Annotated in this window: 18 protein-coding genes; 10 read left to right on the top strand and 8 right to left on the bottom strand. The window is 73.8% G+C overall.

The features are described 5' to 3' along the window. Positions 1-25: 25 nt before the first annotated feature. Positions 26-2,827, bottom strand: coding sequence for a helix-turn-helix transcriptional regulator (locus J2Z30_RS07190; protein WP_044579760.1), 2,802 nt, complete (start codon positions 2,825-2,827; stop codon positions 26-28). A gap of 79 nt (positions 2,828-2,906) precedes the next feature. On the opposite strand from J2Z30_RS07190, the gene J2Z30_RS07185 reads away from it, so the two are divergent. Next, the gene (locus tag J2Z30_RS07185) at positions 2,907-3,803 is read left to right on the top strand and encodes an MBL fold metallo-hydrolase (RefSeq protein WP_044579758.1); all 897 of its coding nucleotides are present in this window, start codon (positions 2,907-2,909) and stop codon (positions 3,801-3,803) included. Beyond that, positions 3,794-4,939 (top strand): carboxylesterase family protein, encoded by a 1,146-nt coding sequence (locus tag J2Z30_RS07180; protein WP_044579756.1) that lies wholly within the window; start codon positions 3,794-3,796, stop codon positions 4,937-4,939. Before J2Z30_RS07185 ends, J2Z30_RS07180 begins: the two co-directional genes overlap by 10 nt. 98 nt (positions 4,940-5,037) lie before the next feature. Here the strand turns inward: J2Z30_RS07180 and J2Z30_RS07175 are convergent, their stop codons facing one another. After that, entirely contained in the window at positions 5,038-5,931 is an 894-nt protein-coding gene (locus J2Z30_RS07175) for an MHYT domain-containing protein (protein WP_044579754.1), read from the bottom strand. A 404-nt stretch (positions 5,932-6,335) separates the two neighbouring features. Between J2Z30_RS07175 and J2Z30_RS07170 the strand changes: the two genes are divergently transcribed. From J2Z30_RS07170 to J2Z30_RS07160, 3 genes are read left to right on the top strand one after another with little or no spacing between them, the layout of a single operon-like run. Further along, entirely contained in the window at positions 6,336-10,103 is a 3,768-nt protein-coding gene (locus J2Z30_RS07170; protein ID WP_044579752.1) for a CHAT domain-containing protein, read from the top strand. Further along, positions 10,100-10,786, top strand: a complete 687-nt coding sequence (locus J2Z30_RS07165) for a hypothetical protein (RefSeq protein ID WP_044579751.1) — start codon at positions 10,100-10,102, stop codon at positions 10,784-10,786. The genes J2Z30_RS07170 and J2Z30_RS07165 overlap by 4 nt, the downstream gene beginning before the upstream one ends. Before the next feature lie 26 nt (positions 10,787-10,812). Further along, a complete protein-coding gene (locus J2Z30_RS07160; RefSeq protein WP_044582400.1) occupies positions 10,813-11,439 on the top strand; it encodes an RES family NAD+ phosphorylase in 627 nt (208 codons plus the stop codon). Positions 11,440-11,501: 62 nt separating this feature from the next. Here the strand turns inward: J2Z30_RS07160 and J2Z30_RS07155 are convergent, their stop codons facing one another. Genes J2Z30_RS07155 through J2Z30_RS07140 form a run of 4 tightly spaced genes read right to left on the bottom strand, consistent with a single transcriptional unit; the run spans position 11,502 to position 18,326 of the window. Beyond that, complete coding sequence (locus J2Z30_RS07155; protein WP_078957118.1) at positions 11,502-12,149, bottom strand: FHA domain-containing protein; 648 nt, start codon at positions 12,147-12,149, stop codon at positions 11,502-11,504. Further along, the gene (locus J2Z30_RS07150) at positions 12,146-14,209 is read right to left on the bottom strand and encodes an AAA family ATPase (protein ID WP_044579749.1); all 2,064 of its coding nucleotides are present in this window, start codon (positions 14,207-14,209) and stop codon (positions 12,146-12,148) included. Before J2Z30_RS07150 ends, J2Z30_RS07155 begins: the two co-directional genes overlap by 4 nt. A 2-nt stretch (positions 14,210-14,211) precedes the next feature. Next, positions 14,212-15,852, bottom strand: a complete 1,641-nt coding sequence (locus J2Z30_RS07145) for a hypothetical protein (protein WP_044579748.1) — start codon at positions 15,850-15,852, stop codon at positions 14,212-14,214. Beyond that, the gene (locus J2Z30_RS07140; protein ID WP_044579745.1) at positions 15,849-18,326 is read right to left on the bottom strand and encodes a protein kinase domain-containing protein; all 2,478 of its coding nucleotides are present in this window, start codon (positions 18,324-18,326) and stop codon (positions 15,849-15,851) included. Before J2Z30_RS07140 ends, J2Z30_RS07145 begins: the two co-directional genes overlap by 4 nt. 240 nt (positions 18,327-18,566) lie before the next feature. Here J2Z30_RS07140 and J2Z30_RS07135 point away from each other — a divergent pair, with 240 nt between their 5' ends. Beyond that, positions 18,567-19,724: a macro domain-containing protein gene (locus tag J2Z30_RS07135; RefSeq protein WP_245387697.1), complete on the top strand. Its 1,158-nt coding sequence runs from the start codon at positions 18,567-18,569 to the stop codon at positions 19,722-19,724. A gap of 298 nt (positions 19,725-20,022) precedes the next feature. Here J2Z30_RS07135 and J2Z30_RS07130 read toward each other — a convergent pair whose 3' ends face one another. Continuing rightward, positions 20,023-20,670, bottom strand: a complete 648-nt coding sequence (locus J2Z30_RS07130) for a 4Fe-4S cluster-binding domain-containing protein (protein ID WP_308279816.1) — start codon at positions 20,668-20,670, stop codon at positions 20,023-20,025. A gap of 393 nt (positions 20,671-21,063) precedes the next feature. On the opposite strand from J2Z30_RS07130, the gene J2Z30_RS07125 reads away from it, so the two are divergent. The 4 genes from J2Z30_RS07125 (at position 21,064) to J2Z30_RS07110 (ending at position 25,524) form a co-directional block, all read left to right on the top strand. Beyond that, positions 21,064-21,750 carry a hypothetical protein gene (locus J2Z30_RS07125; RefSeq protein ID WP_044579742.1) on the top strand — a complete coding sequence of 229 codons (687 nt, stop codon included), beginning with the start codon at positions 21,064-21,066 and terminating at the stop codon, positions 21,748-21,750. Further along, complete coding sequence (locus J2Z30_RS07120; RefSeq protein ID WP_044579740.1) at positions 21,747-22,538, top strand: hypothetical protein; 792 nt, start codon at positions 21,747-21,749, stop codon at positions 22,536-22,538. The genes J2Z30_RS07125 and J2Z30_RS07120 overlap by 4 nt, the downstream gene beginning before the upstream one ends. Then, the gene (locus tag J2Z30_RS07115) at positions 22,513-24,039 is read left to right on the top strand and encodes a hypothetical protein (RefSeq protein WP_044579738.1); all 1,527 of its coding nucleotides are present in this window, start codon (positions 22,513-22,515) and stop codon (positions 24,037-24,039) included. The genes J2Z30_RS07120 and J2Z30_RS07115 overlap by 26 nt, the downstream gene beginning before the upstream one ends. 69 nt (positions 24,040-24,108) lie before the next feature. Continuing rightward, entirely contained in the window at positions 24,109-25,524 is a 1,416-nt protein-coding gene (locus J2Z30_RS07110; protein WP_044579736.1) for a hypothetical protein, read from the top strand. A 62-nt stretch (positions 25,525-25,586) separates the two neighbouring features. On the opposite strand, the gene J2Z30_RS07105 is transcribed toward J2Z30_RS07110, so the two are convergent. Next, on the bottom strand, positions 25,587-26,480 hold the full coding sequence (locus J2Z30_RS07105) for an ROK family protein (protein ID WP_308279814.1): 894 nt from the start codon (positions 26,478-26,480) through the stop codon (positions 25,587-25,589). Positions 26,481-26,484: the final 4 nt, after the last annotated feature.

The raw sequence follows: 26,484 nt of genomic DNA, 5'->3' as shown, positions 1-26,484 counted from the left end.
CCGGGAGCGCACATGGCCACCGCCACTACGACTGGCCGGACGCCTCGATCAGGTCGCGCAGCTGGGAGCGGGCGGTGACGCCGAGCTTGGGGAAGCTGCGGTAGAGGTGCGAGCCCACGGTGCGGGGAGAGAGGAAGAGCCGTTCGCCGATCTCGCGGTTGCTCAGGCCCTGCGCGGCCAGGCGGATGATGTGCTGCTGTTGTGGGGACAGCGAGGTGAGGGCGTCGGGGCCGGCGGGGGCGGATTCGACACCGGCGGCGCGCAGTTCGGCCTGGGTGCGGTCGATCCAGGAGGGGGCGCCGAGACGCCGGAAGGTTTCCAGCGCGGTGTTCAGCTGGTGGCGGGCCTCGGTGATGCGGTGGCGGCGGCGCAGCCATTCGGCGTGGTCCAGCAGGATCTGCGCGCGTTCGAACGGCCATTGGCCGCCCCCCGGTTCGGCGAGGGCCGCGGTGAAGTGCGGCTCGGCCCGGGACGGTTCGAGCAGTGCGCGGGCGCGGTGGATCAGGATGCGCATCCGGGGCGAGGGGTCCTCGGCGAGCCGGTCGGCCGTGCGCTCCACGATGGCGGCGGCCTCGGCGCCGTGGCCGGTGCGGACGGCCGCTGCGGCCAGTTCGGCGACCCCCGGGTAGGAGCACGCGTAGTGGACGGGGTCGCCGTCGGCGGTGAACAGCAGGCGGAACTGCTCGTACGCGCCGACATGGTCGCCGTCGGCCACCGCCGCCATGCCCAGCGCCCACCGGGCCCGGACGGCGACGGCCCGGCTGCGGTGCGGGTCGACGAGGGACAGCGCGACCGAGCCCGCGGTACGGGCCTCATCGGTCCGTCCGGTCAGCGCGAGCGCGGCGGCCTCGAGCGACCGTGCGGCGGCGTCGAGATGCGGCAGTCCGGCGCCCGCGGAGTTGGTGTTCACGGCGGCGGTACGGGCCTGCGCCCACCGCCCGTGGTCCAGGTACGACCACCCCGCCGAGCAGCCGAGACCGATGGGCAGGGAGCCGCCCAGCCGCCAGCGGTGGAGGGCGTCGTCGAAGATCCGCACCGCGAGTGCGGTCTCGTCGAGCAGCCAGGCCATGGCGCCGAGCGAGATGAGCCGGGCGGGGTCGCCGTCCGCCCGCTCGACCAGCGCCGGGATCGCCGCCACCCGCTCGGACCGGTGCGCGGTGGGGTCGGTCACCGCGAGCGTCCAGGGATCGTCGTGTGCCCGCGCCTGAACGGTGCGGCGGTATTCCTCGTCGCCCGAGTAGAAGCCCGCCACCGACGCCGAGGAGAGCGCGACCCGGCGCAGCTTGGGGTCCTCCGCCGCCCGCAGCAGCAAGGACATCGCGGTGTCGTGCTCGGTGCTCAGCGTGAGCACCTGGCCCACGCGCAGGGATGCCTCGGCCGACAGCTCCGGGTCGTCGGTGAGCGCGGCGGCCTGCGCGGCGAGCCTCCGCACCCAGTGCGGCTGTCCGGTGGACACCGCGGCGCCCGCCGCGGCCACCAGGCGGCGGGCCCGGTCGCGCCGACCGGGACTCAGCTCGGCGGCCCGCTCCAGCGCGGTGGTGGCGGCGGTGTATCCGCCACGCTCCCGGGCCCTGGCCGCCGACTCCTCCAGCGCGGCGGCGATCTCCTCGTCCGGCCCCTCCGCGGCCGCGGCCAGATGCCAGGCCCGGCGGTCGGGCTCGGCACCGAGCAGCGTGGCGAGGTCGCGGTGCGCCTGACGGCGGGCGGCCAGCGGTACGGAGTGGTAGATGGCGGACCTGATCAGCGGATGCCGGAAGCGGGCCCGCCAGCCGTCGCGGCCACCGCCGGTGATCCGCAGCAGTCCGGCGGCCTCGGCCGGGGCCAGTGCCTCGGCCCGGCCCGTCACCGCCCGGTCGTCCGCCGCCACCAGGAGCAGCGTTTGCCGGGTGGTCTCGGGCAGGGCCTCGAGGTCGGCGGCGAAGACCCGCATCAGGCGATCGGTGGGCGGCAGGAGCTCCCCGTCGGCGGAGCCGGCCGTGTCCGCGCCGCAGGCGCCGTTCGCCCGAGCCAGTTCGATCAGCGCCAGCGGATTTCCGGCGGCCTGGTCGAGGATGCGCAACCGGCGGCTGCCGGTCGGCGGATACGGCTGCCGGTCCAGCAGGAGGCCCGCGGCGGTCGCGTCCAGCGGGTCGAGGTCAAGCAGGGGGAAGCCGGAGAACGGCGCCGTGGCCCCGCCCCGGGCGCCCTCGCCCGCCCGGTCCCTGGCCCCGGCCAGCACGGCGAGGGGTTCGTCGCCGATGCGCCGGGCGGCGAAGGCGAGCAGTTCCAGCGAGCCTGCGTCGATCCACTGAAGGTCGTCGGCGACCACGAGGACGGGCGACTGCCGGGCGAGGTCCGACAGCAGGGTGAGCAGCGCGACCCCGAGCAGCAGCCGATCGGGCGGGCCGCCGCGCCCGGGGTCGTCACGGCCGGTGTCGCCGACCCCGACGCCCCCGGGGCGGACGTCTTCGCACCCGGCGCCCCCGAGGCCGGTGCCGTCGCGCCCACCGCCCCCGAAGCCTCCGTCCCCGGAGCCGGGACTCCCGAAGCCGCCGCCCCCGCCGCCCTCGAAGTCGTCCCCCAGGCCCATGGCCCCCAGCAGCGCCGACCGCTGCCGCCCCGGCAGCCGCGCGGCCTCGGCCAGCACCGGACGCAGCAGCTGATGCAGCCCCGCGAACGTCAGGTTCGCCTCGCTCTCGCTGCCCGTCATCCGCAGCACCCGGCCCCGGTGACGATCCGCCGCGAGGCCGAGCAGGGTGCTCTTGCCCGCGCCCGGTTCACCCGTAAGAATCAGTACACCGCTGGTCAGACCGAGTACGGCCGCGCTCTCGCTCTCCCGCCCGACCATGGTCATCCTTAGACTCTAGTCCGTGGTGCAGTCATCTGACCGATACCGCCGGGCGCCCGCCGGCGCGCAGGCTGGAGACATGGACACCATCACCCTTGGAAACGTCGAGATCACCCGCGTGGTAGAGGTGGCCCCGAGGGGTCTGCCACGTGGCTTCATCTTTCCCGACGTGGCCCCGGAGCACTGGAGCGCGCACGAGAGCTGGCTGGCCCCCGAATTCCTGGATCCGGCCGCCGATGAGATCCGCACGATGATCCAGACCTGGCTGCTCCGCAGCGAGGGCCGGACGATCCTGATCGACACGGGCATCGGCAACGACCGGGAGCGGCCGGGCATGCCGGCCTTCCACCATCTGCACACGAACTACCTCGGGGAGCTGGCCGCGGCCGGGGTCCGCCCGGAGGATGTGGACCTGGTGATCTGCACCCATGTGCACGGGGACCACGTCGGCTGGAACACCTCATGGGCGGACGGTGAGTGGCGGCCGACCTTCCCCAACGCGGAGTACCTGCTCCCCCGCGTCGACTTCGACTACTGGAACCCGGAGAACGGTCACCGGACCCGCTCCGGCCCCCGGATGACGAATGTGTTCGAGGACAGCGTCGCCCCGGTCCACCGGGCCGGGCAGGCCGTGCTGTGGGAGGGCGACCACTACGACGTCGACGCCCGGTTGCGCATCGAGCCCGCCGCCGGCCACACCCCCGGCTCGTCGGTGGTGCGGCTGCGGTCGGGTACGGATCGGGCGGTCTTCGTGGGCGATCTGATGCACAGCCCGCTGCAGATCGTGGAGCCGGACGCCTGTCCCTGTTTCGACGAGGACGAGTCCCGGGCGCGGGTCTCCCGGCGCCGGGTGCTGGGCGAGGCCGCGGACGAGGGGGTGTTGTTGTTCCCCGCGCATTTTCCCGGTGCGAGCGCGGCCGAAGTGCGGCGTGACGGCGAGCGGTTCGCGGTGAAGGAGTGGGCGGCATGGCGATGAGTGTGTTCCGGAACATCCCGTACGCGGCCGGGCCGACCGGTGCCGCGCGATTCGCCGCACCGGCCCCCGTGCCCGGCGTTCCCGCCGCACCTGGCGCCGACGGGTCCGGGCCGACGGCTCCGGCACCCGAGCGGCGGTTCCCGGCGGACCTGAGCCCGCTGATGGGTCCGGGCTGGGTGCGTGGCGAGGACTATCTGACGCTCAACGTCTGGACGCCACGGACCGACGGAGACGCCCCGGTGATGGTCTTCGTGCACGGCGGCGCGTTCCTCTCCGGCACCGGCCAGGCGCCGGCGTACGACGGGACGTCCTTCGCCCGCGACGGCGTGGTCCTGGTCACCCTCAACTACCGCCTCGGCGCCCTGGGTTGGCTCGATCTGCCGGACGCCCCGCGCAACCGGGGCCTGCTGGACGTGCTCGCCGCGCTGCGATGGGTGCATGAGCACATCGCGGACTACGGCGGGGACCCGGACCGGGTCACGGTGTTCGGACAGTCGGCCGGAGGAATGATCATCAGCGCGTTGCTGGTGACGCCCGAGGCCGCCGGGCTGTTCCGGGGCGCCATCAGCCAGAGCGGTGGGCTCCACGCCCTGACCGGCGCGGAGGCGGCGGAGACGACCCGGGCCCTGGCGGACCGGCTGGGCGTTCCGGCCACGGCCGAGGCGTTCGCCGACATCCCCGACGAGCGTCTGGTGTCCGGCCTCGCCGAGGTGCCCGGGGTGGGGCCGAGGCTGTCGCCGCTCGGTGTGGTGCTCGACGGGCTCGACGACACGCCGCCGCCGCATCCGGTGGATCTGCTGGTGGGCACGAACACCCAGGAGTCGCTGCTCTACCAGCGGCCGGAACAGCGCGCGGCCATCGACGCGATCTTCCGCGACGCCCGTGAGCGGCTGGTGTCCCGCTCCGACAAGGCGTTCACCTACGACTTCGACTGGCGGGGTGGGCCATTCGGCGCATGCCACGCCGTGGAGCTCCCGTTCGTCTTCGACACCACCGATCTGCCCGCGCTCCGTACGGCGAACGGACTGCTCGGACCGGACATCCCGCCGTCGCTGGCCGCGGAGATGCACGGGGCGTGGGTGCGCTTCGCCATGAGCGGGGATCCCGGCTGGTCGGGAGCGCACCGGTTCCACTAGGACACACGGGGTGCGGCGGGGTGGCCGTGGCGGCGGTCCGGTGTCCGTTCCGCGCGCGGGTCACGGCCGCCTCGTCGTGCCCCGCAACGGTCGTGGATTCACCACTCGCGGTACTCCCGCCGGCCGTGGCGCGGGGCCGGGCGGCTCGTCCGGGCCCGAGCGGGCTCCTCCTCCGGTGGCCAGACCGGCCAGACCGGCCGGGGCGGTGGTGGCGGGGTCCTGCGCGCACTGTCCGCCTTCTTCTCGTTCCACTCCCCCTCGCCCAGGACGAGCAGCGGATCGAACATGATGATGGTCCCGGCGATCACCAGGAAGATCACCGGGCCGATCAGCATGGGGAGGATGAGCGAAGCGGGCGCCTCGCCGCCCACGGAGGCGCTGAGCACATCGTCCAGCCGCACGCTGACCGCGGCCATGCCCGTGTAGTGCATCCCGGTCACGGCGACCCCCATCACCAGGCTCGACGCCACGCTGGCGCGGAAGCCGTGGATGGTCACGGCGGCCCAGAGGGCGGCGGTCGCGGCCACGACCGCGATCAGGACGGAGAGCAGGACGGTCGGCACGGAGTACTCCAGATGCCCCTGCATGCGCATCGCGGACATCCCGATGTAGTGCATGCCCGCGACGCCGAGTCCGGTGAACACACCGGCCGAGAGCAGCACCCCCGGGGAGGTGCCCCGGTAGCCGACCATGAAGACGCCGATGCCTACGACGACGATCGCCACGACGAGACTGAGAAGGGTGATCGGTATGTCGAAGCCGATCGGGGTCTCCTTCACATGGAACCCCATCATCGCGATGAAGTGCATCGTCCAGATGCCCGAGCCGATCGACGCGGACCCGAGCGCGAGCCAGCCCGCCTTCCAGGAGCGCTGGGTGCGCACCGACCTGGCGGTGCAGCGTAAGCCGAGGGCCGCTCCCAGACAGGCCATGAGGTAGGCCGCCAGCGGGGTGGCGGCCCCGTAGTTGAACCCGTCGATCGTGCCGTACATGTACGTTCCACCCTTTTCGCCGCGGGGATCCTGTGCAGAAACGTTGGGTCACCGGCGAGAGTAGGGCTCGGTCGAGCACGCCACCCACACATTTGGTCACGCATCGGTAAAGGTGTCTCACCGGGCGTGACGGGATGTCACGCGATTCACCTCATGTCCGTTTTCCCCTTTGCCGCAGGTGGGCGGGGTTGTGCCGGGGGCACGTGCCCGGCCCGAGGGTCACCCGGGGGCGGTCCGGGAGCCATCCGCGCCGCCCTCGCCCCGGAGCGTGTACGCCGCGGACGAGTCCGACCGGGCGATTCGCGGACGTCTTCTGGTCGGTTTCCGGAAAGAGCGATCAAAGGACTCCTGTGCTCGCGCGGATGGGCGGATGATGAGAGCGGCATGACGAAGGGGGACGTTTCATGCACGGCAGGGACCTCGCGGCATTACGTGACCGCGCCGAACGGGCCGCGGCCGACGCGCTGGCGTGGATCGCCCCGCCCCCACCCGAGAGCCCGGCGGCCGGCGCCGGTTCGAAGGGCCCCGGTTCGAAGAGCGCCGGTTCCAAGGGCCCCGGTTCGGACGGCTCGTCCGACGGCCCGGCGGCCACGCGAGCGCCCGACGGCACTCGGCCGCCCGCCACCGCCGACCCCGCCCTGCTCGACCAGCGCATCGCCGAACTCGACCACCTGGAATCCGAGTTGGCGGCGGCCGTACCGGACGGGGACGCGCTGCTGTGCACCGTACGCGCCCGGCTCGGCGGACTGTACGCCGAGCGCTATGGGCGCAACCCCACGGACGACGACCGGAGTAGGGGCCTGCGGGTGCTGCGGGCCGCCCGCGCCCCTGAGGCGCTCGAACCACGGGACGAGCGGGCCGCCGCCTTCCACCTGGTGCGGTTGCTGCTGACGCCCGGCATGACGGCCGGATGGGACGGCACGCTGTCCCGTCTCCTGGAGTCCTTCGACATGGGGCGCCGAGTGGCGTTGGGGGACCCTGAGCTCACCGCCGATCTGACCGAGCTGCGCGGTCTGGTGGCCGACCTGGCGCCGACGCTCCCCGAAGACGCCGCCGAATCCCTGTTCTGGGCGGCCGACATCCTCGAGCGGGTGCCCGCCGTCGTGCGCTCCCGGGACCTCGAGCAGATGGCCGACCTGGCCGCGCAGATGGCGCAGCGGCTGCCGGGCCGCAACTCCGATCTGATGCGGGCCCTGAGCGGCCTGGCCGCCGAGTTCTCCGGACCCGGGGAGGCGGGCGAGGCGGGCGAAGGCGCTGCGGCGGAGTTGCTGACGGAGCCCCCCGAGGAGACCGCCCTCACCTTCGCACAGGCCGCCCTCATGCTGGAGCTCGAAGTGCCCGGCACCATCCGGACCGAGGATCTGGAGGCCCTGGTCAATGAGGTGAGCAAGGGACCGGCCGGTGAAGAGGCGGAGACCGCGATGCGCGCCGCGATGAGCCGCATGGCGCACGGCATGCGCACGGGGGACGCCGACCGGCTGGCCGAGGCGGCCGAGTTGATCGACACGGCCGCCGGTGCGGGATCCGGCCGGGTGGACTGGATGGCCGGGGTCATATCGCCCGGACTGCTGGCCGCGGCCAACATCCTGGGCGGCAACCTCACGGACCGCGACCAGGCGCGTGCCCGCCTCGACGCGCTCTTCGGCCCCGCCTCCGCGGTGTTCGAATCCGCACACGCGACCGGGCCCGGCGCGGAGGGGCTGAGGCTGTGCACCCGCAGCATGCACCTGCAGCTGCGTCTCAACGAGGCGCTGGACGAGCGGGACACCGAAACGCTGGAGGACCTGCTGGACGAGCTGCTCGACCTGCTGGAGGAGACCGGCGAGAGCAGCGAATGGCAGTTCCTGGTGCTCTTCCTGCTCGGCCAGGCCCAGTTGAGCCTGGCCACGCTGGACGGCGGGATCCCCGCGCTGCGGGCCGGCGTGGCCTACTTCGAGGAGGCGGTGAACCACCCGAGGCTTCCGACATTCGCCCAGCCCCTCATGGACGCGCAGTGCGCGCCCCTGCTGGCCCTCATCTCCATGATCGAACCGGATCCCGCGCGGGTCTCCGAGGCCGTGGCCAGGGCCCGCCGGGCCCTGGACGGCCCCGCCTCGACCCCCGACCAGCGGGTGTGGATCCGGCAGGGGATCGGGCTGGCACTGCTCACCGTCCACAGGTCGACCGGCGACCGCTCCGACCTGGAGGAGGCGGTCGGGGAGCTGGAACGGGCCAGGGGGGAACTCACCGAGCGCACCAGCCCGGACATCCGGCAGAAGCTGCTGTGGGAGCTGGCCGAGGCGTACCGGCTGCGCGACGACCGGGAGCGCGACGACACGGGAGCGGCCGTCGCCACCGCCCATGCCTCGCTGTGGGTGCTGGCCGAGGACGTCCTGCTGCAACTCGGCGCCGAGCACGGCCTCGAGGTGGCCAGGGCGGGGGCCAGCCGTGGGCTGCTCGCCGCCCACTGGGCCGCCGTGGACGGCCGGATCGAGGAGGCCGTGACGTCGCTGGAGAACGGGCGGGGGCTGGTGCTGCGCGCCGCGGCCGCGGCCGCCGGGGTCCCGGAGCAGCTGGCCGCCCGCGGCGAGGCGGAGCTGGCCGAGCAGTGGCGGACCGCCGTACGGGACCTCCCGGCCCAGGCCGCGCCGGCCGGCGGCGGACTCGCGCCCGGCATCGGCGGCGGCACCCCGGAGGAGGTCCGGAACACGCTCGCGCGGGTCATGCCCTCCGGGGCCGCCCCCGGCGTCGAGATCCCCAGCACGCTGCGCCGCCGCGCGCTGGACGTGCTGCGGCGGGACAGCGGCGAGGCGCCGCTGCGCGGGCTGCTCGGCGCGCCCGGCATCGGGGAGTTGCGGGACGGGCTGCGCGCCACCGGCGCCGATGCCCTGGTGTATCTGGTCCCCGGGCAGGGCACCGCCGATGGCGTGGCCGTCCTGGTGCGGAGCGCCGGCGAGCCGACCGCCCTGCCGCTGCCGGGGCTGGGCACGCTCGGCCGCGAGCCGCTGGAGCGCTATCTGGACGCGGGGGCCCGGCGGTCCGCCATGTCCGAGCAGGGCATGGACGCCCACGCCGAGGCGCATCGCGACTGGGAGACGGCGCTGGAGGCGCTGTGCGACTGGGCGGGCCCGGCCGTCCTCGCCCCCGTCCTGGACACGCTGGACACGCTGGACGCCCGAGCGCAGGACGCCCAAGCGCAGGACGGCGGGCGCGGGAAGGCGGGAGACGGTCGCGGGGAGCGGGAGGCGCCGGTCCGGCTGGTCCTCGTGCCGTGCGGCAACCTCGGTGCCGTGCCGTGGCACGCGGCCCGCCTCCCCCGGCCACGGGCCAACGCGCGGCGCCCGTACACGTACGCCTGCGAGGGCGCGGTCATTTCGTACGCCGCGTCCGGCGGTGAGTTCCTGCGGGCCGCCCGGCGCGGCCGGGTGCCCGCGAGCGAGCGCGCGGTGCTGGTGGCCGACCCCAGCGGGGATCTGACCTGGGCGCAGGACGAGGTGACGGCCCTTCGCACCGCGTACTACACCGAGGCCCTGCTCTACGGCTGGCACGAGGACGCGCCCGGGAACGCGCTGGGCACGCCCGATGACGTGCTCTCCCACCTCCCCGGAGGCCCGGCCGCGCCCGCCGCCTCGCTGCTGCACCTGGTGGTGCACGGCCTGGCCGGGCTGCGGCCCACCGACTCGGCCCTCCACCTGGCCGGCCCGGACACCTCGGACGCCCCCGACCCCGCGGACACCCCGGACCCGGGCAGGCTGACGGTGACGCGCATTCTCGGCGTACCCACCGGGGAACGGGCCGCCACCGGGCCGCTGATCGTGCTCAGCGCCTGCGAGACGGACCTCAGCAGCCGTGACCACGACGAGGCGCTGACCCCGACCACCGCACTGCTGGCGCGCGGCGCCACGGATGTGGTCGGCTCGCGGTGGAAGGTCTCGGACAGCGCCTCCGCCGCGCTGATGGTGGTCTTCCATCACCATCTGACCGTCGCCGGGCTGGCCCCGCCGGACGCCCTGCGCGCCGCCCAGCTGTGGATGCTCGACCACGACCGCCGTCCCGTCCCCGGGCTGACCGGACTCCTGCTGGCCGAGACGCAGAGCGACGCGGGCGGCCTGGTCCGGGCCGTCTCCTGGGCCGGATTCATCCACCAGGGCAACCCCGCTCCCCACGCACCCGTGGAAGGACGACAGTCATGACCACCGACGATCTCCTGGAGCTGCTGCGCCGGCATCTGCCGGAGATCCGCGCCTCGCTCACCGCCGCGCAGTTCAGCGGTTTCCAGGACAGTGTGCTGCGGCTGCGGGCCGCCGAAGACGACGCCAGGGCCATGCGCGGTGCGGTGCGGCAGGTGCGGCTGGCGCTGCTGCCCCTCCCCCGCGAGATGGAACTGCGCAGAAAGCTGGACCAGTTCAGGTCCGGGGGCGCCGCGCCCTCCGCGGTCCTGCCGGACACCGACCGGCTGGCCGAGCTGATCCGGCTGCTGGACTCCGTGAACTGGCCGGCGCTGGACCCCGAGAGCGCCGAGATCGCGCGGGCGGTACGGCAGCGGCTGCTGACCGCCCCCGCGCGGGGCCCGGAGCAGCTCACCGGCACGGCCGCCGAGGATCCCACCGGGGCCGGGCTGATCCGGCTGTCCGATCCCGAACGCGGCGACCGCTACCCGGAGTTCCAGTTCGACCCGGACACCGGTGAGCCACGGCCGGTGGTGCAGCGGATCAACAGAATGCTGCTGTCGGACCAGGACCCGTGGGGGGCCGCGGACTGGTGGCTCGGCGGCAACACCTGGCTGCGCGACGCGCCCGCCGCCCTGGTGGGGCGGGTGCCGGACGCACGGCTGACCGAGGCCGCCGCCGCGCTGATCGGAGACGGCGGATGGTGAGGCAGGCGCCCCCCGAGGGCGCGCGGATGAGCCCGAACCTGTTCGTCCTGAGCGCGGGCACCGAGCTGTGGAGGTGCCATGAAACCGCCTACGCCTGCGCCGAGTTCAACCCGAAGCCCGCGCACTCCTTCTTCGGCGGCAACCGCTTCGACGCCACCACCGAGGACCGGTACCCGTATCTCTACGCGGCCGTGGCACCGACCACCGCCCTCGCCGAGGTGATGCTGCGGGACATGGAGTTCACCGGGCCGGAGGGGCGGCGTCAGGTGCCGTGGGCGCTGGCGGCCCCCCGCTCGCTGTCCAAGGTTCGGGTGACCGAGGACCTGGTCCTGGTACGGCTGGTCGAGGAGGAGGACCTGGCCGCGGTGTTTCAGACCTCCTGGCTGCTGGAGACCGACGAGTACGCGCAGACCCGCGCCTGGGCGAGGGAGATCCGGCGCCAGGTGCCGGACGCCCAGGGGCTGGTGTGGCAGTCGCGGCGGCACCGCCCGCACCCCGCGCTGGTGCTCTTCGGCGACCGCTGCGGGGAGGAGCCGCTGAAGGCGGTGCCCGGCCAGGCCCACAACCTGGGCACGTTCGAGGGGGCGGGCGAGGCCAACCAGCTGCTGGCACCGCTGCGGGCGGTCGTCATTCCGCCCGGTATGCGGGTATGACACAGGCTCTCAGCGCGCGGGGCGGCACGGGGGTCCGCCCCGCGACCCCGCCCGGCACCGGCTCAGCCGGTGCCGGGCTCCGGTCCGTACAGCCGTATGGCGAAGCTGACCCGCAGCCCGAGCCGCAGCTGGTCGCCGTCGCGGACGGGGGTGCGCACACCCGCCGCGATCCGGGCGCCGTTCAGATACGTACCGTTGCGGCTGCCCGCCTCGGGCTCCTCGACCCAGGCGGTGCCGTCCGGCTCCACCGTGATCGAGGCATGATGCCGGGAGACCTTGTTCCAGCCCGCGAACGCGGCGGCGGTCCGCGGCGCCCAGTCCGGGTGGCGGCCAAGGCGCAGCGGTGGGCCCGGCCCGTGGCGGAGCTCCAGACAGGGCTCGGTGCAGACCAGCAGCGCATGGGTGCGCGCACGGCCGCAGGACGCGCAGCGGGTGTCCCGGGGGGCCACCGGCGCACGGCAGTTCCAGCAGGGCGCGGACACCTCGACCCCGGCCGGGGGCGGTGCGGGCCGGGGTTCTGGCCGGGGTTCTGGCTGGGGTTCGGGCCGGGGCCGCGCATCCGGGGCCTCCGCGTCCGCCTTCCCCGCCGCGTCCGCGTCCGCTTCCGCCGGTCCCGCCGGTTCGGCCGCTTCCGCCGGACCCGCCGGTGCTTCCCCCTCCTCGTCGTCCGGCTCGCGCCACCACCCCGCCGGAGCGGCCCCACCGCTCATCGGCCGCCGCCGGGACCGGGACCCGCGGCCCCGGTGCGTACCACCCGCAGGTCCAGGGCCACCGTCCCGTCCGTGGCCGGCCGCACACCGGTGACGGTGACCGCCGTGCCCGCCAGCTGCTCCTGGTCGAACAGCGCCCGTGCCAGCGGGTTGATCAGATGCGTCTCCAGCAGCATGCCGATGCCCCGGCCGCCGTTGTCGACATCCGCCGTGCAGTAGGTGGACAGCGCCTGATGCGCCTCGTCGGAGAGGCGCAGATGCACACCCTGGTCCTCGCGCAGCACCCGCTGGATGTTGCCCACCTGGGAGTCGAAGATCTCGGCGGCCACCTTGGCGTCGATGTAGTCGAAGACCACCACATTGCCGCCGAACCGGTTCATCAGCTCAGGACGGCCGATCCCCTCCACGAAGTGTTCCTTCACATTGGCCAGGATGATCTCCTCCAGCTGGTGGTACGGCATACCGGGCTCGGCCACCCGCCCTTCGCGGCCGCCCTCGCCGGTCCGTTTCCTGACCCCGAGGTTGGAGGTGAAGATCAGCACGCATTCGCTGAAGTACGTGGTGACCCCCTGCCCGTCGGTGAGCCGGCCGTCCTCGAGTACCTGGAGGAACTTGTCCAGCACCCCCTTGTCGGCCTTGTCGATCTCGTCGAACAGCACCACCCGGAAGGGGTCGTTGCGCACCGCCGTGGTCAGCTCGCCACCCGCCTCGTAGCCCACGTAACCCGGCGGTGCGCCGAGCAGCCGGTCCACCGAGTGCGGTGCGGAGAACTCGCTCATGTCGAAGCGCAGACAGGCGTCCTCGGTGCCGAACAGCAGCTTGGCCACCGACTTGGCCAGCTCGGTCTTGCCGGTGCCGGTCGGCCCGGCGAAGAACAGCACACCGCGCGGCCGGCTGCCGGGGTGGGACGCCTGGGCGCCGGAGAGGCCGAGCGCGGCGCGCTTGAGGATGTCGAGGGTCTTGCCGACCGCCTTCTCCTGGCCCTTCACCCGCGCCCGCAGATCCGCCTCGCCCTTCTTGATCTGCTCGCGGATGTAGTCCGCCTGCCACGGGTTGTCCTTGACGCCGAGCTGGTAGACCCGGACCGCGTCCCGCATCTCGGCGAACGACAGCCCGCGGTCGAGCGCCATCCGGGCGCTCTCCCGCATCGCGCGCAGGGTCAGCCCGGCGGTCGCGCGGGCGAAGGTGTCGAGGTCGTGCTCGTCCGGCGGCCGTCGCTTGTCGAGCCGCACCGGCCCGTCGTCCCCGCTGTCCTCGGGCGCGGACGCGGCGGTGTGCTCCTCGGCCAGCAGCTCGGCCATCCGCCGTCTGCTGCCCAGGTCGGGCAGCGGGATGCCGATGGTACGGACCCGTTCGCTGCCCGCCACCAGCCAGGTGGGCAGGTCGCGCTCCCCGTCAGCGAGCCAGATCACGGGGTTGAACAGCCGCCGTCCGCTGCCCGGTGAGGAGATCGGCCGCGCGTCCTCGGCCAGCTTCAGGCAGTTGAGGAAGAAGTCCCGCTCCGCATCGCTGAGCCGGGTGACATCGGTGGGGATCCGGGCGGCGTAGTCGATCAACAGCACCACCCGGTAGGGCTGTTGGCGCTGTGCGGTGTCCGGGCGGGGGCGTCCGTCCGGTGTCTTCTGCTGCCGCCCCTGCTGCTTCCAGCCGGTGACGATGTCACCCAGGGTCCGCTCGGCGTCGGCCAGGTGGACGGGGGTGTCGGCGCGGCGGGCGCGCCCGGGTCTGGTGGCGTCCCGCCCGTGCAGCAGCTCGCGGACCTCCTTGGCCGCGGGGCCCGCGACGACGGTGAAGCCGTCGGCGATGTCGAAGCGGATCAACGCCTCGTACCCCTCCTGCCACAGGGCGTTCCACAGCACCTCGGTGAGGGTGTGGTGGGCGTCGTACGTCCGCTCGGGACCGCCCTCGTCGGGGTCCTTTTCGTGGCGGACGAGGTGGATGTCCCGGATGCTGCCGTGCAGGACGTACTGGGAGTGGACACTGAGCGTGCCGACCAGCTCCTCGGCGAAGGCCGGGAGGCTGCGGTCTCCGCGGTCCGGGGAGGTGGGTGCCTCGGTCATACCTACGTCTCCTGGTCACGGTGGCGGACCTTGGGTCCGGTGCGATGGTCATGGGCGGGGCGGGCCGCCGTGCGCGGGACCGGCCGCGCGGGTGGCTCGTCGAACTGGAACGGCACGCTGAGCCCGGCCCGTTCGGCCAGCTTCCGCAGCTCGCGCAGATGGTCGGGGGCCTCGACGCACCGCTGCCAGTCGAGGTCCAGATCGTCGTCGGTCTCCTCTCCGGGGTCACGCTCGCGGTGCATGGTGGAGACCCGGGCGGTGCCCTCGGCGTCCACGCTGATGCGCAGCCAGTGGTCGTCCCCCCAGCCCGGCGGGGTCCAGTCGATGAACTGCACCGCTCCGGAGGTGGCGTATCCGGCCGTCTCGGGCTCCGACCGCTGGACCGCCGCGCGGATCACCTCCGCGGCGTACATCCGCTGATACGCGTCGACCCGCTTTCCCACACGGGCCGCGACACGGGCGCGCTCGGCCTCCTCCAGCGTCCCGCCCCGGTGCAGGAAGCGCTCCAGGACGGCGATCTCCGCCCCGGCGTCGGGCAGCGGAACGGGGGCGCCGGGGTGGTCTGCGCGGAGGAAGGCGAGCTGCTGCGCGGCCCACTCCTCGGTCTCCTGCCGCCGCTCGGCGTCACGCGAGACCCGCTCGGCGAACCGGGCGGCCTCCCGCAGATGGCGCTTGGCCGCGGCGGGCCGCCGGGCGGCCACCTCCGCGGCGACGGTGACCTTCTCCTCCACCAGCCGGTAGTCGGCCACCGCCACGTTCCGCGGCAGCATGGCCAGCAGATCAGCGCCCAGCCGCAGCACCTCCTCCTCGCCCGGGGCCGCGGTGGCGGCGGGCGGCTGCTGCGGCAGCGCGTCGCGGGCCTCGGTTTCGGTGGCGGCCTCCTCGTACGCCTCCAGGGCCTTGACGCGGCGGGCGCGCAGGGTGGCGTGCCAGCCGGAGTCCGCGGGGTGCGCCCCGGCCACCGGGCGGGCGGCGGCCTCCATGGTGGCCCGTGCGTACGCGGCCTCCGCGTGGCGCAGCCGGCGGTCGGTGTCTGCCAGCCGTCGCCACACCTCGTCCAGGCTCACGCCGGTCAGGGCCAGCGGCGGCGGCAGGTCGGGCGGCTCCGGGGGCCCGTCGGGTCCGGCGGCCGTGGCGGCCCGCCGGATGCGCGCGCGGAGCGTGTCGATGCGGGCGTTGGCCCGGACGGCGGCGAAGGCGGCGTCCCGCCAGCACTCGGCGGCCTGCCGGGCGTCCAACTGCCGCTGCCGCAGCTCGGCCTGGTACTCGGCGGCGCGGATGGCGGCGGCCGCGAGCACCTGCGCCCCGGCCATGGTGGCACGGCCGACGAGCAGCGCCCCGCTGAGCGAGCCGAGGCCGATCAGGGCGGGCACCATCAGGTCGTGCAGCTGGTCCATGGCCGCGTGCAGCGCATGGCCCCCGGCGTGCTGCACGGCGTCGCCGATGTGCTGGCCGACGCCGGTGCCGATGTGGTCCGACAGCCCGGTGCCCTGGACCGTCTGGTGCGGCACTCCGGTGTTCTGGACGGTGTCCTGGACCGTGTTCTGAAACGTGTGCTGGAGGGTCTCGGCGGCCGGAGGCTGTGGGAAGTACACATCCGGCATCACATCGCCGATGCTGGGGATCGCCTGGCCCGAACTCATGTGACACTCCCTGACGTCGGCGGGGCGGCCGCCCTCGGCCGGCCGGGGCGGACCCGGTCGTCCCGGCCCCGCAGCTCCGCCACATAGCGGCGCCAGCACCGCGTCCGGTGCCAGGTCCACCAGAGAAGAACGGCCACCGTGGCGATCGGCCACACCCAGGGGGCATAGGCCACGGTGGCCCACAACAGGGCGATGGCCGGGAGGATCAGCAGGCCCTGGACGGGGAAGCGCGAGCCGGGGCGGCGGATGAACCGGGCCACGGGCAGCGCACGGTCGATCAGCAGCCCGGCCAGGGAACGGTCCGGATGGTAGCCGGGGCTGCCGATGCGATACGCCGTCCACAGCTCCAGCGCCAGCACGGCGGCGGCCGCCGGGACGGCCAGCATCCACGCCGTCAGCACCGCACGCTGGGCGGGCCATCCCACCAGATCGCCGAGGCCGATCACGAAGATCCACGGAAAGACGAGGCCGACGGCTCCGCCGAGGGCCCAGCCGAGCGTGGGCAGCATGTCCTGTCTGCGCACCCACAGCGTGGCCACGTCCATGTCGCGCTCCTGGCGGAGGAGGGCGCGCTCGTCGTTCACCCGGCCCTGCGCCTCCGCGGACTCCTGCTCGGCGAATCCGGCCAGCCACTCGGCCAGTTGCATCCGCACCAGGTCGTCGGGGTCGCGCAGCAACCGGCCGTACCAGGCCACCGGCTGCGGGAACGCCGCCTGGATACGGGCGGTCCGCTCCTGGAGCCTGCGCCGGTGCGCGGTGGGGGCGGCGGCGAGCGAGAGGAGGGCGGCCAGCCGGGAACGGTCGAGCCGGGTGGCGGCGCGCACCTCGGCGCGGCGGTCGCGCAGCCGGGGCGACGCGTGCAGCGCCTCGTCCACGGTGTGCTGCCAGCGGGAGCGGGCCGTCAGCCAGCGCTGCTGCACCTCGGCGAGCCCTTCGCCGCCGGGCCGTGAGTCCAGCAGCGGCAGGATGGTGTGGTCCCGCAGGTCCGCCACGACGGAGAGGGCGAACTCATCGCCGCGCCCGGCCTCCCGCAGCAGATCGCCCAGTCCCGCGTGGTCCAGCGGCACCCCGCGGTAGGAGGCGTCGAGGGTGGGGCCGAGCCAGGAGATCAGCCGCACCATCGTGACCGGCTTGGGCTCACGCGGCGGCGTGGCGGGGTGGTGCGGCTCCAGGAGGCCGAGCAGCGCGGTCAGCTCCTCGGCGTCGCGGCCCGGGGTGCCCTCGAACTGCCGTAGCCAGCGGGTGAATTCACCGCGGCCGCGGCGCCGGGAGAGGAGCTGCCGGGCGGGCCGCCAGTTCTCGCTGAACGCCCTGGCCAGCTGCTTCGGCCGGGTGTAGCGCTCGTCGAGGAAGGCGAACGGCTCGATGTCCGGATCGTCCGCGGGGTCCGAGGCGCCGGGGGCCGCGCCCGTGTCCCAGGGGGCGACCGGCGGCGAGCCGCCCACCAGCCACTGCGCCACCTCGTCGGTGCCCCAGCGGTGGTCGGGGTCGCGGGTGAGCAGCCCCCGGCACAGCAGCCGCAGCCGGTGGTCGGTGACCAGGGACAGATCCGGGGCGCGGGAGCTGATCTCCTCCCGGACGAAGTCGTTGTCGGTGAACCGGATGGGGTGGCGCCCGCCGGCCATCTCGGCCACGATCATGCCGAGTGACCACCAGTCGGCGGGCGGGTGGATCAGCTGGTGGCGCAGCGACGCCTGCGGGGACATGTAGAGGGCGGTGCCGACCCAGCGCTCGTCCCGGGTGTAGCGCTCGGCGGGTTCATGGGCGGAGACGGCGAAGTCCACGAGGACGAGGTCCGGGGCGGCCGGGTCGAGGCTGCCGAGCACGATGTTGGCGGGGCTGAGGTCCCGGTGCACGATGTCCAGCTCGTGCAGGGTGGTGAGGGCCTCGTGCAACTGCCGTACGACGCTGTGGATGAGCGCGGGGTCGGCCGGGCCGGGATTGTCCTGAAGATATCCGGCCAGGTCGGTCTCGCCGTACGAGGGCGCCAGGTCGTACGGATGGCCGTCGGCCCCGGTGTCGCTGGTCTCGGTGAAGTGGGTGAGGTGGCGGCGCGGCCGGTCCCGCAGCGGCTCCCACACCCGGCGGTCCGGGGCGTGGCCGCGGTGGTACCACTTCAGGATGTGGCTGCCACGGTCGTCCTCGACGCGGTAGACGGCCGCCTGGTGCGGATGGTCGGGGCGGCGCAGCACGGCCCTCAGGCGGAACCGGCCGCGCAGCGAGACGGGCAGCGCTCCGGTGTCCCCGCGCAGGTCGCGCCCTCCGTCCGCGGCCTGTGCCGAGGCCGCCGAGGGGATCTCGTCCTCGGTGGGCCCGGCCGCTGTGGCGGCCGCCGACGGGGGCGGCTCCTCGTGTTCGGTGGGCGGCGGCCCGGCGTCGTGCGCGCGCCGCCGCTCTTCGGGCTCCCCGGAGACCCCGTACTCCTCGTCGTCCTCGTATTCCGTGAGGGGCGGTTGCTGGTGCGGATGGGTCACAAAGGTCACCTCGTGAACGGGCAGGCGTTGTCGGATTCATGGCGGCGACGGCGGCGGCCGGGGGCCGCCGGGCCGTGGATCAAGAAAGCGGAACCGCGGAAATCGGAAATCTGTTCCAGCGCGGCGTGAATTACCGGCGGTACAAAGCCCGGCCGGGAACGGCCGCCGGGAGACCGATTTCCTCTTTCTCGGCCGGTCGCTAGCCTGGTGACCATGAGTCAGGAGCCATTTGAGTCAAATTTGCCCACATACGATCAACTCCTGGAAGAACTCAAAAGCATACGCAGGCCCGGACTGCCAGATCTGCGCAGCATCGATCGGCCGGCGCTGCGCGCCGCGGCCGTGGCGGGCGGCTTCTGCGATGGCTCCGACGACGCCCCGGCCGGTATCGAGGCGCTGCTCAAGGAGGCGGTACGGCGCCTCGGCGAACGGGATCTGCTGGGCCAGGCCGCGGCCCACACCTTCGGGCTGCTCCCCGACCGCCGGGGCGCGCCCGCCCATGACCGCCGTAAGACGGCCGCCACCGTGTACGGAGTCACCTCCGAGCGATTCCGCAAGCACCAGGAACCGCAGGTCCTCCAGCAGCTCGCCGAGGCCGTGCTGACCATCCTGCGCGAGCCGCCGACCCCCTCCGGTGGACAGGGCTCGACGGGACGGAGCCCCGGGCCGGGCGCCGGGGCCCGGAATCCCGCCGAACCGGGCCCGGCCGGGCAGAGCACACTCGCGCGCGGCGGCCGGACCGGCCGGACCGTCCGGATCGGCCAGGAGCCTCCGCTGCGGGTCGGCAGTGTGCCGGTGGACGCGCAGAGCACGTTCACCCTCCATGTCTCGCCCATCGAACTGCTGCGGGACATCGAGGTGCTGGTCTCCTCGGAGAACGTCTACCTGGAGATGTCCAAGACCTTCCGCCCCACCGTCTCCGGCGCGCTGCGCCTGGCCGCCGCCGTACGCGACCCCGCCGGGGAGATCGTCGACGATGTGCTCGCCCGCGAACTGGCCGCATGGCTGCGCGCCCACGGCCGCCCGGGGCTGCCGATCCGGCCGGGCACGGTGGTGCCCACCTCGCCGGGAGCGCTCGCCGCGCGCGGTGTCCGGCGGATCTACCACGCCGCGGTGGCCACACCGCTGGACGACACGTACGAGGTCCGCCCGGAGAGCATCGCCCGCGCGGTCGGCGCGTGCTTCGCGCTCGCCCGCGCCGAGCGCGACCGCTACGAGCCCGCCCTGGCCTCCATCTGCTTTCCGCTGCTCGGCGCGGGCCGGGGCGGACTGACACCGGCGGTCAGCGCGACCTGGCTGCGCTGGGCGATCCGCGATGAACTCGCCCGGGACGCCCGCTGGCGGGTGCATCTGGTGGTGCGCAGCCGGGAGATCGCCGAGGCCGTGGGCGCGCTGTGAGCACAGCGGCGGAGGCCACGGCGGCCGGTGCCACAGCGTCCGAGGGCACAGCCGCCCCGGCCACGGCCACCCGGACCACGGCCGCCCGGACCCCAGCGGCCGGGGCCACAGCGGCCGGGGCCACAGCCGCGGGGCCCGCCGCGTCCCTGACCACAGCCGCCGGACCCGACGCACGCCCTGCCGGCCGGGCGACGGCACGCCGTACCGACCGGGCGGCCGCCCACCGCGCCGACCGGGCGGCCGCGCGCCCTGCCGGCCGGCCCACCGCGCCCCGTGCCGACCGGACCGGCGCCCCCGCTCAGGGGCGCCAGCTCGCACCGGTGAGGGCGATCCCCGCCCGTCGCAACCGACGCTCCAGCGCGGCCAGTTCGCCGCGCCGCGGCACTCCGTAGAGCCGCACATCGCCGTCCCCCTCGACCATCTGCAGACGCGGCCCGCTCTCCGTCCGGGCCAGATGTTCCTGGTAACGCGCCCGCCCCCGCGCCGTACGCGGCCGCATGCGCTGGTTCGCCGAGCCGCGCCACGCCAGGGCGGTGGGCTCGGCCACCTGGAAGCGCCCGGTCACCAGCACATCGGCGTGGCGGACGGCGGCGGAGCGCGCCGCGTCGGCTTCCACTTCCTCCTCCTCGTATCCCGTGTACAGGAGGATGTCGATCTCGCGGCCCGCCGCCGGGCCGCCGGGTGCCACCGCCTCCGCGCGGGCCCGCACCGCACCGGCCAGCAGGGCCTCCAGGGCGGTGGGCTGGTCGAGCGGCTCGCCGCCGCTGACCGTCAGCCCGTCGGCGCCCCGGGCCAACGCCTCGCGCCACAGCCCGAGCAGGGACGACACCGTACGGGAGGCGCCGCCCGACGGATCCCAGGTGTGCCGGGACATACAGCCGGCGCAGGCCAGCCCGCACCCCTGGGACCAGATGCCCAGGCGCCGCCCCGGGCCCAGGGTCTCCACCGGAAAGTGCGTCTGACTGATCCGGAGCGTGGGCTCCGCGCACCCTGGAACGTTCTCCACCGACCCATCTCCCATTCCCCCGAGGTCGTGTTCCGAGATTCATGATCAAAGAGGCGTGGCCCCGGAACCGTTCCAGTATGACCCGGCGTCAGGCATCGACGAGGGCGTTCTCCGGTCGACTTCCGGGCGTTTTCAGGATCGTGTCCTATGGGGAGCATTCCCGGGTACGACCTCATCGATACGGTCTGACAGGGAATCGAATCGACAACGACATCGCCATCGTCATCCACATCGACTGCGAGCCCTTTGCGGGAGAAAGCGGAATTCCACTGTCCGCAATGCGGCTGTCCGGAGCGGGAATTCCCGCACCGGGGAAATCGGGGGATCCATTTCATGATCACAACCGACAGTGTCAACGGGGTGGTGCGCCGGGGCAGGCTCGGCCGTACCGCACGCTTCGCGGCCCGATGGCGGGGCAGGCGGGACGGCGCCCGCGGCGTCCCCCGCGTCCCGCTCCCGGCGCCGCCCGAGGAGGCGCGGGGCAAGACACCCCCGCCGCCCATCGAGCCACCGGCTCCCGAGCTGCTGATCACCCCGTATGTGATGGAGGTGCGCACCGGTGTCCGCCGGGCCACCGAGCAGATGCGCGCCGCCCTCATCGGGCGGGAGCACGCCCTGCTCAGCCGGTTGCGCGCGGAATCGGTGCGCGTGGTCACCCAGTACGACGTCCGGGAGGACCCCCGGCCCGCGGCGCTCGCGCGGTACGGCCACTGGATGGGCCAGTGGCGCACCAGCGTGGACCGGTGCCGGTCGCATGCCCACGCCGTCGTCGACCAGGCCAATCAGCGACTGGCCTGCTACTGGGACGCGGTGCGCGAGACCCACCCCCAGCTCTCCCGGCTTCCCCGGCGCCCGCCCGGGGACCGGCTGCCCGGCCGGGTGGAGTTGGACGAGTCCTGGTACCAGCCCGACGTCTGGCTGCTGGCCGACGACGACAGCGCCCGGACAGCCACCTCACGGGCGCTGCACATACTCGAACGGCAGAACACCGACCGCGTCGACGGGAGGACCGCGCGATGACCGTCCAGACCGTCCACGGCCCCGCTCCGGAGCGTCCGGGCGCCCGGCGGCGCCGGAACCGGCGGCGCGCGCTCACCGCCGCGCTGGCGCTCGCCCTGGCCGCGGGCGGCACCGCCTGCGGCTCCGACGAGCCGTCACGCTATGCCCAGACGTGCGGTGTCGTGGTCGACGGCTCCGGCTCGGCGGCCGCCACCCGGACCGGCTTCGACTCGGAGGCCAAGCTCAAGGCCACCCTGCAGACGTTCCTGGCGGACAGGAAGTGCCGCAAGACGTCCTTCGCCCCCATCACCAAGGTGTCCAAGGCGTCCAAGTGCCAGGTCAGCCCGCTGGACCTGGATCCGGACGCCTCGAAGACCGCCGACCGCGAGCGGACCCGCACCACCATGCGCGCGGTGGCCCTCTCCAACGCCCTGAAGCTGCTGCGCTGCGCCCAGAAGGAGGAACCCGGCTCCGATGTGCTCGGGGGCCTGTCGCGCATCGCGCTGTCCAAACCGTCCGGCGCCGACGCGTCGTTCGACGTCCTGGTGGTGAGCGACTTCGACCAGGGCGACACCGACTTCCGGCTGGGGCGGCAGGACCTGTCCACCGCCGCGAGCCGCCGGACCGTCATCGACGGCTTCCTGAAGTCGCACGGCGGGCCGGAGCTGTCCGGCGCCGACATCTACCCGGTGGGCTACGGCATGAAGTACGGCACCGACACCTCCCGGTACGAGCAGTTCAACTCCTTCTGGACGGAGCTTCTGGAGGGGAGGGTGAAGGCACATGTCCACACCACCTACCGCCGGTGACGACGAGGCACCGCGGCGGCTGAGGCTGCGCCGCCGCAGGGCCGACGCCGACCGCGGGCGCCGCGGCGGGCGGACTGCCGCGCGGCGGTTCCCGGACGGGGCGCTGCCGCAGCCCGAGCCCGTCGCCTCGGATGTCATCCGGGCCGGTGACAGCGCCTGGCTGCTGGACCGGGCGCGCAAGCACGGCGCCTCGGCGGCCACGCGCAAGGTCTTCGACCCCTGGGTGCTGGCCGGCCCGGACCGGGTGCCCTACTTCGCCGAACTGGCCAGTCTGCGCAACAAGGTCAGACACCGGTTCGCCGAGGAGCAGGCGCGGGCCGAGGAGGACGGCGCGCTGGAGGCGAGCCGGGTCCGGGCGGCCGCCGGCGCCGCCGGAGTGCGGCTGGAGCGGGCGGGCCGGCGGCGGGCCGCCCTGGAGCAGCAGCAATCGGTGACCACCGACCAGTTGGACCGGCTGGCGCGGCGGGCCGACCGGTGGCAGACCTTCCGCGACACCGTACGGGGCGGTTTCGAGCGCCGGTGGCTGCGCGCCCGTATGCCCGCCGAAGGCAACGAGGCCACCGGTCCCGAACGGCCGGGCGCCACGCGGCGCGAGGACGAGCCGGAGACCACCGGGGGCCACGCCCGCTGGCAGGCGGTGTCCGACCACGATCCGGTGGCGGAGGCGGACGCGGCCCAGCGGGCCCTGTCCACCAGGGCGGCATGGGAGGGCGCGGCGGCGCGCCCCGGTATGCCGCGCTGGATGAAGTTCGGGGTGCTGGCCGCGCTGATCGTGGTCGAACTGCCCGTCTACTACTCGGTGTTCGAGAATCTGCACGGTGTCGGGCGGTTCGCCGATCTGCTCTCCTACAGCCTCATGGTGGCCGTGGCGGTGGCGATGATCCTCGCTCCGCATATCGCGGGCTGGATCCTGCGGCGCCGCTCGGTCACCGGCGGGGTCCGGCTGTCCTCCGTGCCCGCCCTGGCCCTGCTGGGCATATGGGCGTACGGCGCCTGGGCGTTGGGGGACCTACGGGCCAAGGTGGCGTTCCGGGAGGAGCCTCCGCTGGATCTGCCGCCCGATGTGACCGCGGATGTCGGGGACAGCGTGAGCAACCCACCGAGCCTCATCGAGTCCCTGCACCTGGACCCGCACAGCGTGTCCTGGATGTTCGTCGCGCTGCTGCTGCTCTCCGGTGGCATCGCCTTCCTGATCGGGCTGGGCGAGGAGCACCCGTACCTGGCGGCGTACCGGACCACGGCCGAGCGGCTGCGGGAGCTGGAGCAGGACATCGAGACGGATCTCGCCGGCTCCGAGCGCGCCAGGGAGGCCGAGGCCACCGTGGGCGCCCGCGCGGGCGCCCGCCGCGCGGCCCATGAGGAGCGGCTCTACGCGGTCGACGAGCTGTACGAAGCGGCGGCCCACGCCTACCTGGACGGCGTGGCCATGGAGTCCGGCGATCCGGCGGTCACGGAGGCCGCCATGCGGCTGTCCAGCCAGTGGCCGCTGCTGCCGCGGTGAGAACCCGCGGCGCACGGGCCCGCGGCGCGGCGCACCGAGAAGACACACTCAGATCCACGGGGGGTGGCGATGGAGCCGACGGCACCGTCGCAGTACATACTCATCACACAGTGTCTGCAGAACGACTTCTTCCTCAACCTGGACTGCCAGTTGTCCCTGCCGGACAGCGCGGTCTCCAAGCTGCTGCTGGACAGCGAGAGCGGTGCGTCCCTCCGCACGGAGGGCCACCGCCGGGTGCTGTCCGAGGCGGAGCTGCGCCGTTCGCCACTGGCCCGCTTCCTCGACGCCACCGTCGGCTCCCGGATGCGCGGACACGGCGACGGGGTCCTGCATCTGATCAACATCCGTGACTGGCATGTCCCGGGAGAGGCGTACGACCTGGAGCGCAGGCAGTACGGGGCGCATTGCGAGGCCGGCACCTGGGGGGCGGCGTACGTCGACGGGCTCACGGACATGCTGGCCCCGGATCTGCGCGCGCCCGCGGAGGCCGAGGACGGCTGGGGCGGGAAACTCCGTGTCCACCATGTGCGGTCCAACACGCTCTTCGACTTCCAGCACAGCTCCGGCGGACGCCCCGACCTCGGCGAACCGGCGCCACTGACGACGCTGCTGGACGGTCTGCTGGGCGACGGACGGCAGGAGACCACACATGTCGTGGTGGTCGGTGTCCTCACCGACATCAAGGTCCAGCTGCTGCTGACCGGTATCCGCTCCCGCTACGACGTGCGGCAGCTCGTCGTCTCGGACGCGCTCACCGCCAGCAGGACCCTGGAGCGCCATCTGACGGCCCTGGACTTCTGCCAGCGTGTGCTGCACACCGAGGTGATGATCGGTCTCGCGGAGCTGGCCCGTTTCCTGGGCTCGCGGCCGGACGACGACCGGCGGCTCTCCCGTGGCGGGGACGCGGAGTTCGTGGGCTACTCCTCGTACATCCAGGACAAGCAGGGCATCCTGTCCTACGAGGACGCCAGGATGCGGGACTATCGCATCCAGACCGCCGAACGGCTCCGACGAGCGCAGCACACGGTGGGCTTCGCCAGCAAGTTCCTGCTGGGGCTGGGCACATGTCTGCTGGCCGGCGCACTTCTGCTGTCGCTCGTCGGCGTCTTCCTCCCGGACCGTATCGGGTGGCAGAGCCCCGCCGTGCTCGGTGCGCTCGGGGTGGGGCAGATCGTCACGCTGTTCTTCGCCCGGCCGGTCCGATCGGTGCAGGACGCGCTGGCGGAGGAGACCCGCTACCGGATGATCCTGGAGAGCCGCAGTCTGAAGGTGGCCCTGGCCCGCTTCCACATCACCACGGCGGCCGCGCTCCGACGGCATGACGATGTCGAGGGCCAAACCGATGCCCTGGCCCGGCAGTTGGAGATCCTGGAGAAGATGGACACGGCCGATTTCGAACAGCTGAAGCAGCTGGGGGTGGACCCGCGCACCGAACCGCCCGGGGCGGGCCACCCCCGCAGAAGGAGCCGATCACAGGCCTCCTGACCACCTCATGGTGGCTCCGGGTTCAGCGCCTGACACGATGTGAGGGTCAAGGGGCGGCCGGATCAGTCCGGCAGTCCCCTGGCCAGCAGGACGGCGCCGTGCAGTGACGACAGCCCACCCAGTGTCGCAGGCCGGACCGGTGGCAGCGGATGCCCCGGCCGCTCCAGCGCCGCCGTCCGCTCGGCCACCATCGCCACGAGCTCCGGCATCGCCGCGGCGAACCCTCCGCCGACCAGCACGAGCGAGGGATGGACCAGCTCGCACACACCGGTCACGGCCGCGGCCAGCGCCCGGCCACTCTCCCGCAGCGCCGCCACGGCCCACTGCTTTCCATCCCGCACAGCCTCGCGCAGCGCGGTGAAGGCCACCTCCTCGCCCCGCCGCCGCGCCGCCCGGCGCAGGGTCGCCGGACCCGAGGCCGCCGCCTGGACGCAGCCGCGCCGTCCGCAGTCGCACAGCGGGCCGTCGCGGTCCACGACCAGGTGGCCGACCTCGCAGGAGCCGCGGCCGACCCCGGGGACGGGCTTTCCGTTCAGCACGATGCCACCGCCGATCCCGGTTCCGACGCCGAGGTAGAGCAGATCGGGGCAGCCCGCCTCGTGTGCTTCGGCGAGGGCGGCCAGATCGCCGTCGTCGGCGCAGCGCACCTCGGCCGCGCCGAAGAGCGCCGACAGCGCGCCCCGCAGATCCACTCCGGCCCAGCCGGGGCGGCCGGGCCAGGCGGTGACCGCGCCGGTGGCGTCGAGGGTGGCGGGCAGCGCGACCCCGACGCCGGTGAGCCGCTCGGGGTGGCCCGCGCACAGCTCCCTGATGTGCCGCGCCAGCAGTTCCAGGTCGCGAGTGGCGCCGCCGGACGTGATGGCGTCCGTACCGTCCGGCTCGGCCCAGCGGAAGGAGGATTCACGGATGCTCAGGTCGTCGTGTTCGAGGCGCAGCGCCACTTTGGTGCCGCCCACGTCG

The organism is Streptomyces iranensis, assembly GCF_017874715.1.
In the GTDB taxonomy this organism is placed as follows: Bacteria; Actinomycetota; Actinomycetes; order Streptomycetales; family Streptomycetaceae; genus Streptomyces; species Streptomyces iranensis.
Note: the sequence above shows the minus strand (reverse complement) of the source record. Positions and strands in the feature narration are given on the sequence as shown.

Coding starts and splice junctions, on each gene's coding strand:
- J2Z30_RS07190 (WP_044579760.1), bottom strand. CDS start 2,827: ATGGTCGGGCGGGAGAGCGAGAGCGCGGCCGTACTCGGTCTGACCAGC.
- J2Z30_RS07185 (WP_044579758.1), top strand. CDS start 2,907: ATGGACACCATCACCCTTGGAAACGTCGAGATCACCCGCGTGGTAGAG.
- J2Z30_RS07180 (WP_044579756.1), top strand. CDS start 3,794: ATGGCGATGAGTGTGTTCCGGAACATCCCGTACGCGGCCGGGCCGACC.
- J2Z30_RS07175 (WP_044579754.1), bottom strand. CDS start 5,931: ATGTACGGCACGATCGACGGGTTCAACTACGGGGCCGCCACCCCGCTG.
- J2Z30_RS07170 (WP_044579752.1), top strand. CDS start 6,336: ATGCACGGCAGGGACCTCGCGGCATTACGTGACCGCGCCGAACGGGCC.
- J2Z30_RS07165 (WP_044579751.1), top strand. CDS start 10,100: ATGACCACCGACGATCTCCTGGAGCTGCTGCGCCGGCATCTGCCGGAG.
- J2Z30_RS07160 (WP_044582400.1), top strand. CDS start 10,813: ATGAGCCCGAACCTGTTCGTCCTGAGCGCGGGCACCGAGCTGTGGAGG.
- J2Z30_RS07155 (WP_078957118.1), bottom strand. CDS start 12,149: ATGAGCGGTGGGGCCGCTCCGGCGGGGTGGTGGCGCGAGCCGGACGAC.
- J2Z30_RS07150 (WP_044579749.1), bottom strand. CDS start 14,209: ATGACCGAGGCACCCACCTCCCCGGACCGCGGAGACCGCAGCCTCCCG.
- J2Z30_RS07145 (WP_044579748.1), bottom strand. CDS start 15,852: ATGAGTTCGGGCCAGGCGATCCCCAGCATCGGCGATGTGATGCCGGAT.
- J2Z30_RS07125 (WP_044579742.1), top strand. CDS start 21,064: ATGATCACAACCGACAGTGTCAACGGGGTGGTGCGCCGGGGCAGGCTC.
- J2Z30_RS07120 (WP_044579740.1), top strand. CDS start 21,747: ATGACCGTCCAGACCGTCCACGGCCCCGCTCCGGAGCGTCCGGGCGCC.
- J2Z30_RS07115 (WP_044579738.1), top strand. CDS start 22,513: ATGTCCACACCACCTACCGCCGGTGACGACGAGGCACCGCGGCGGCTG.
- J2Z30_RS07110 (WP_044579736.1), top strand. CDS start 24,109: ATGGAGCCGACGGCACCGTCGCAGTACATACTCATCACACAGTGTCTG.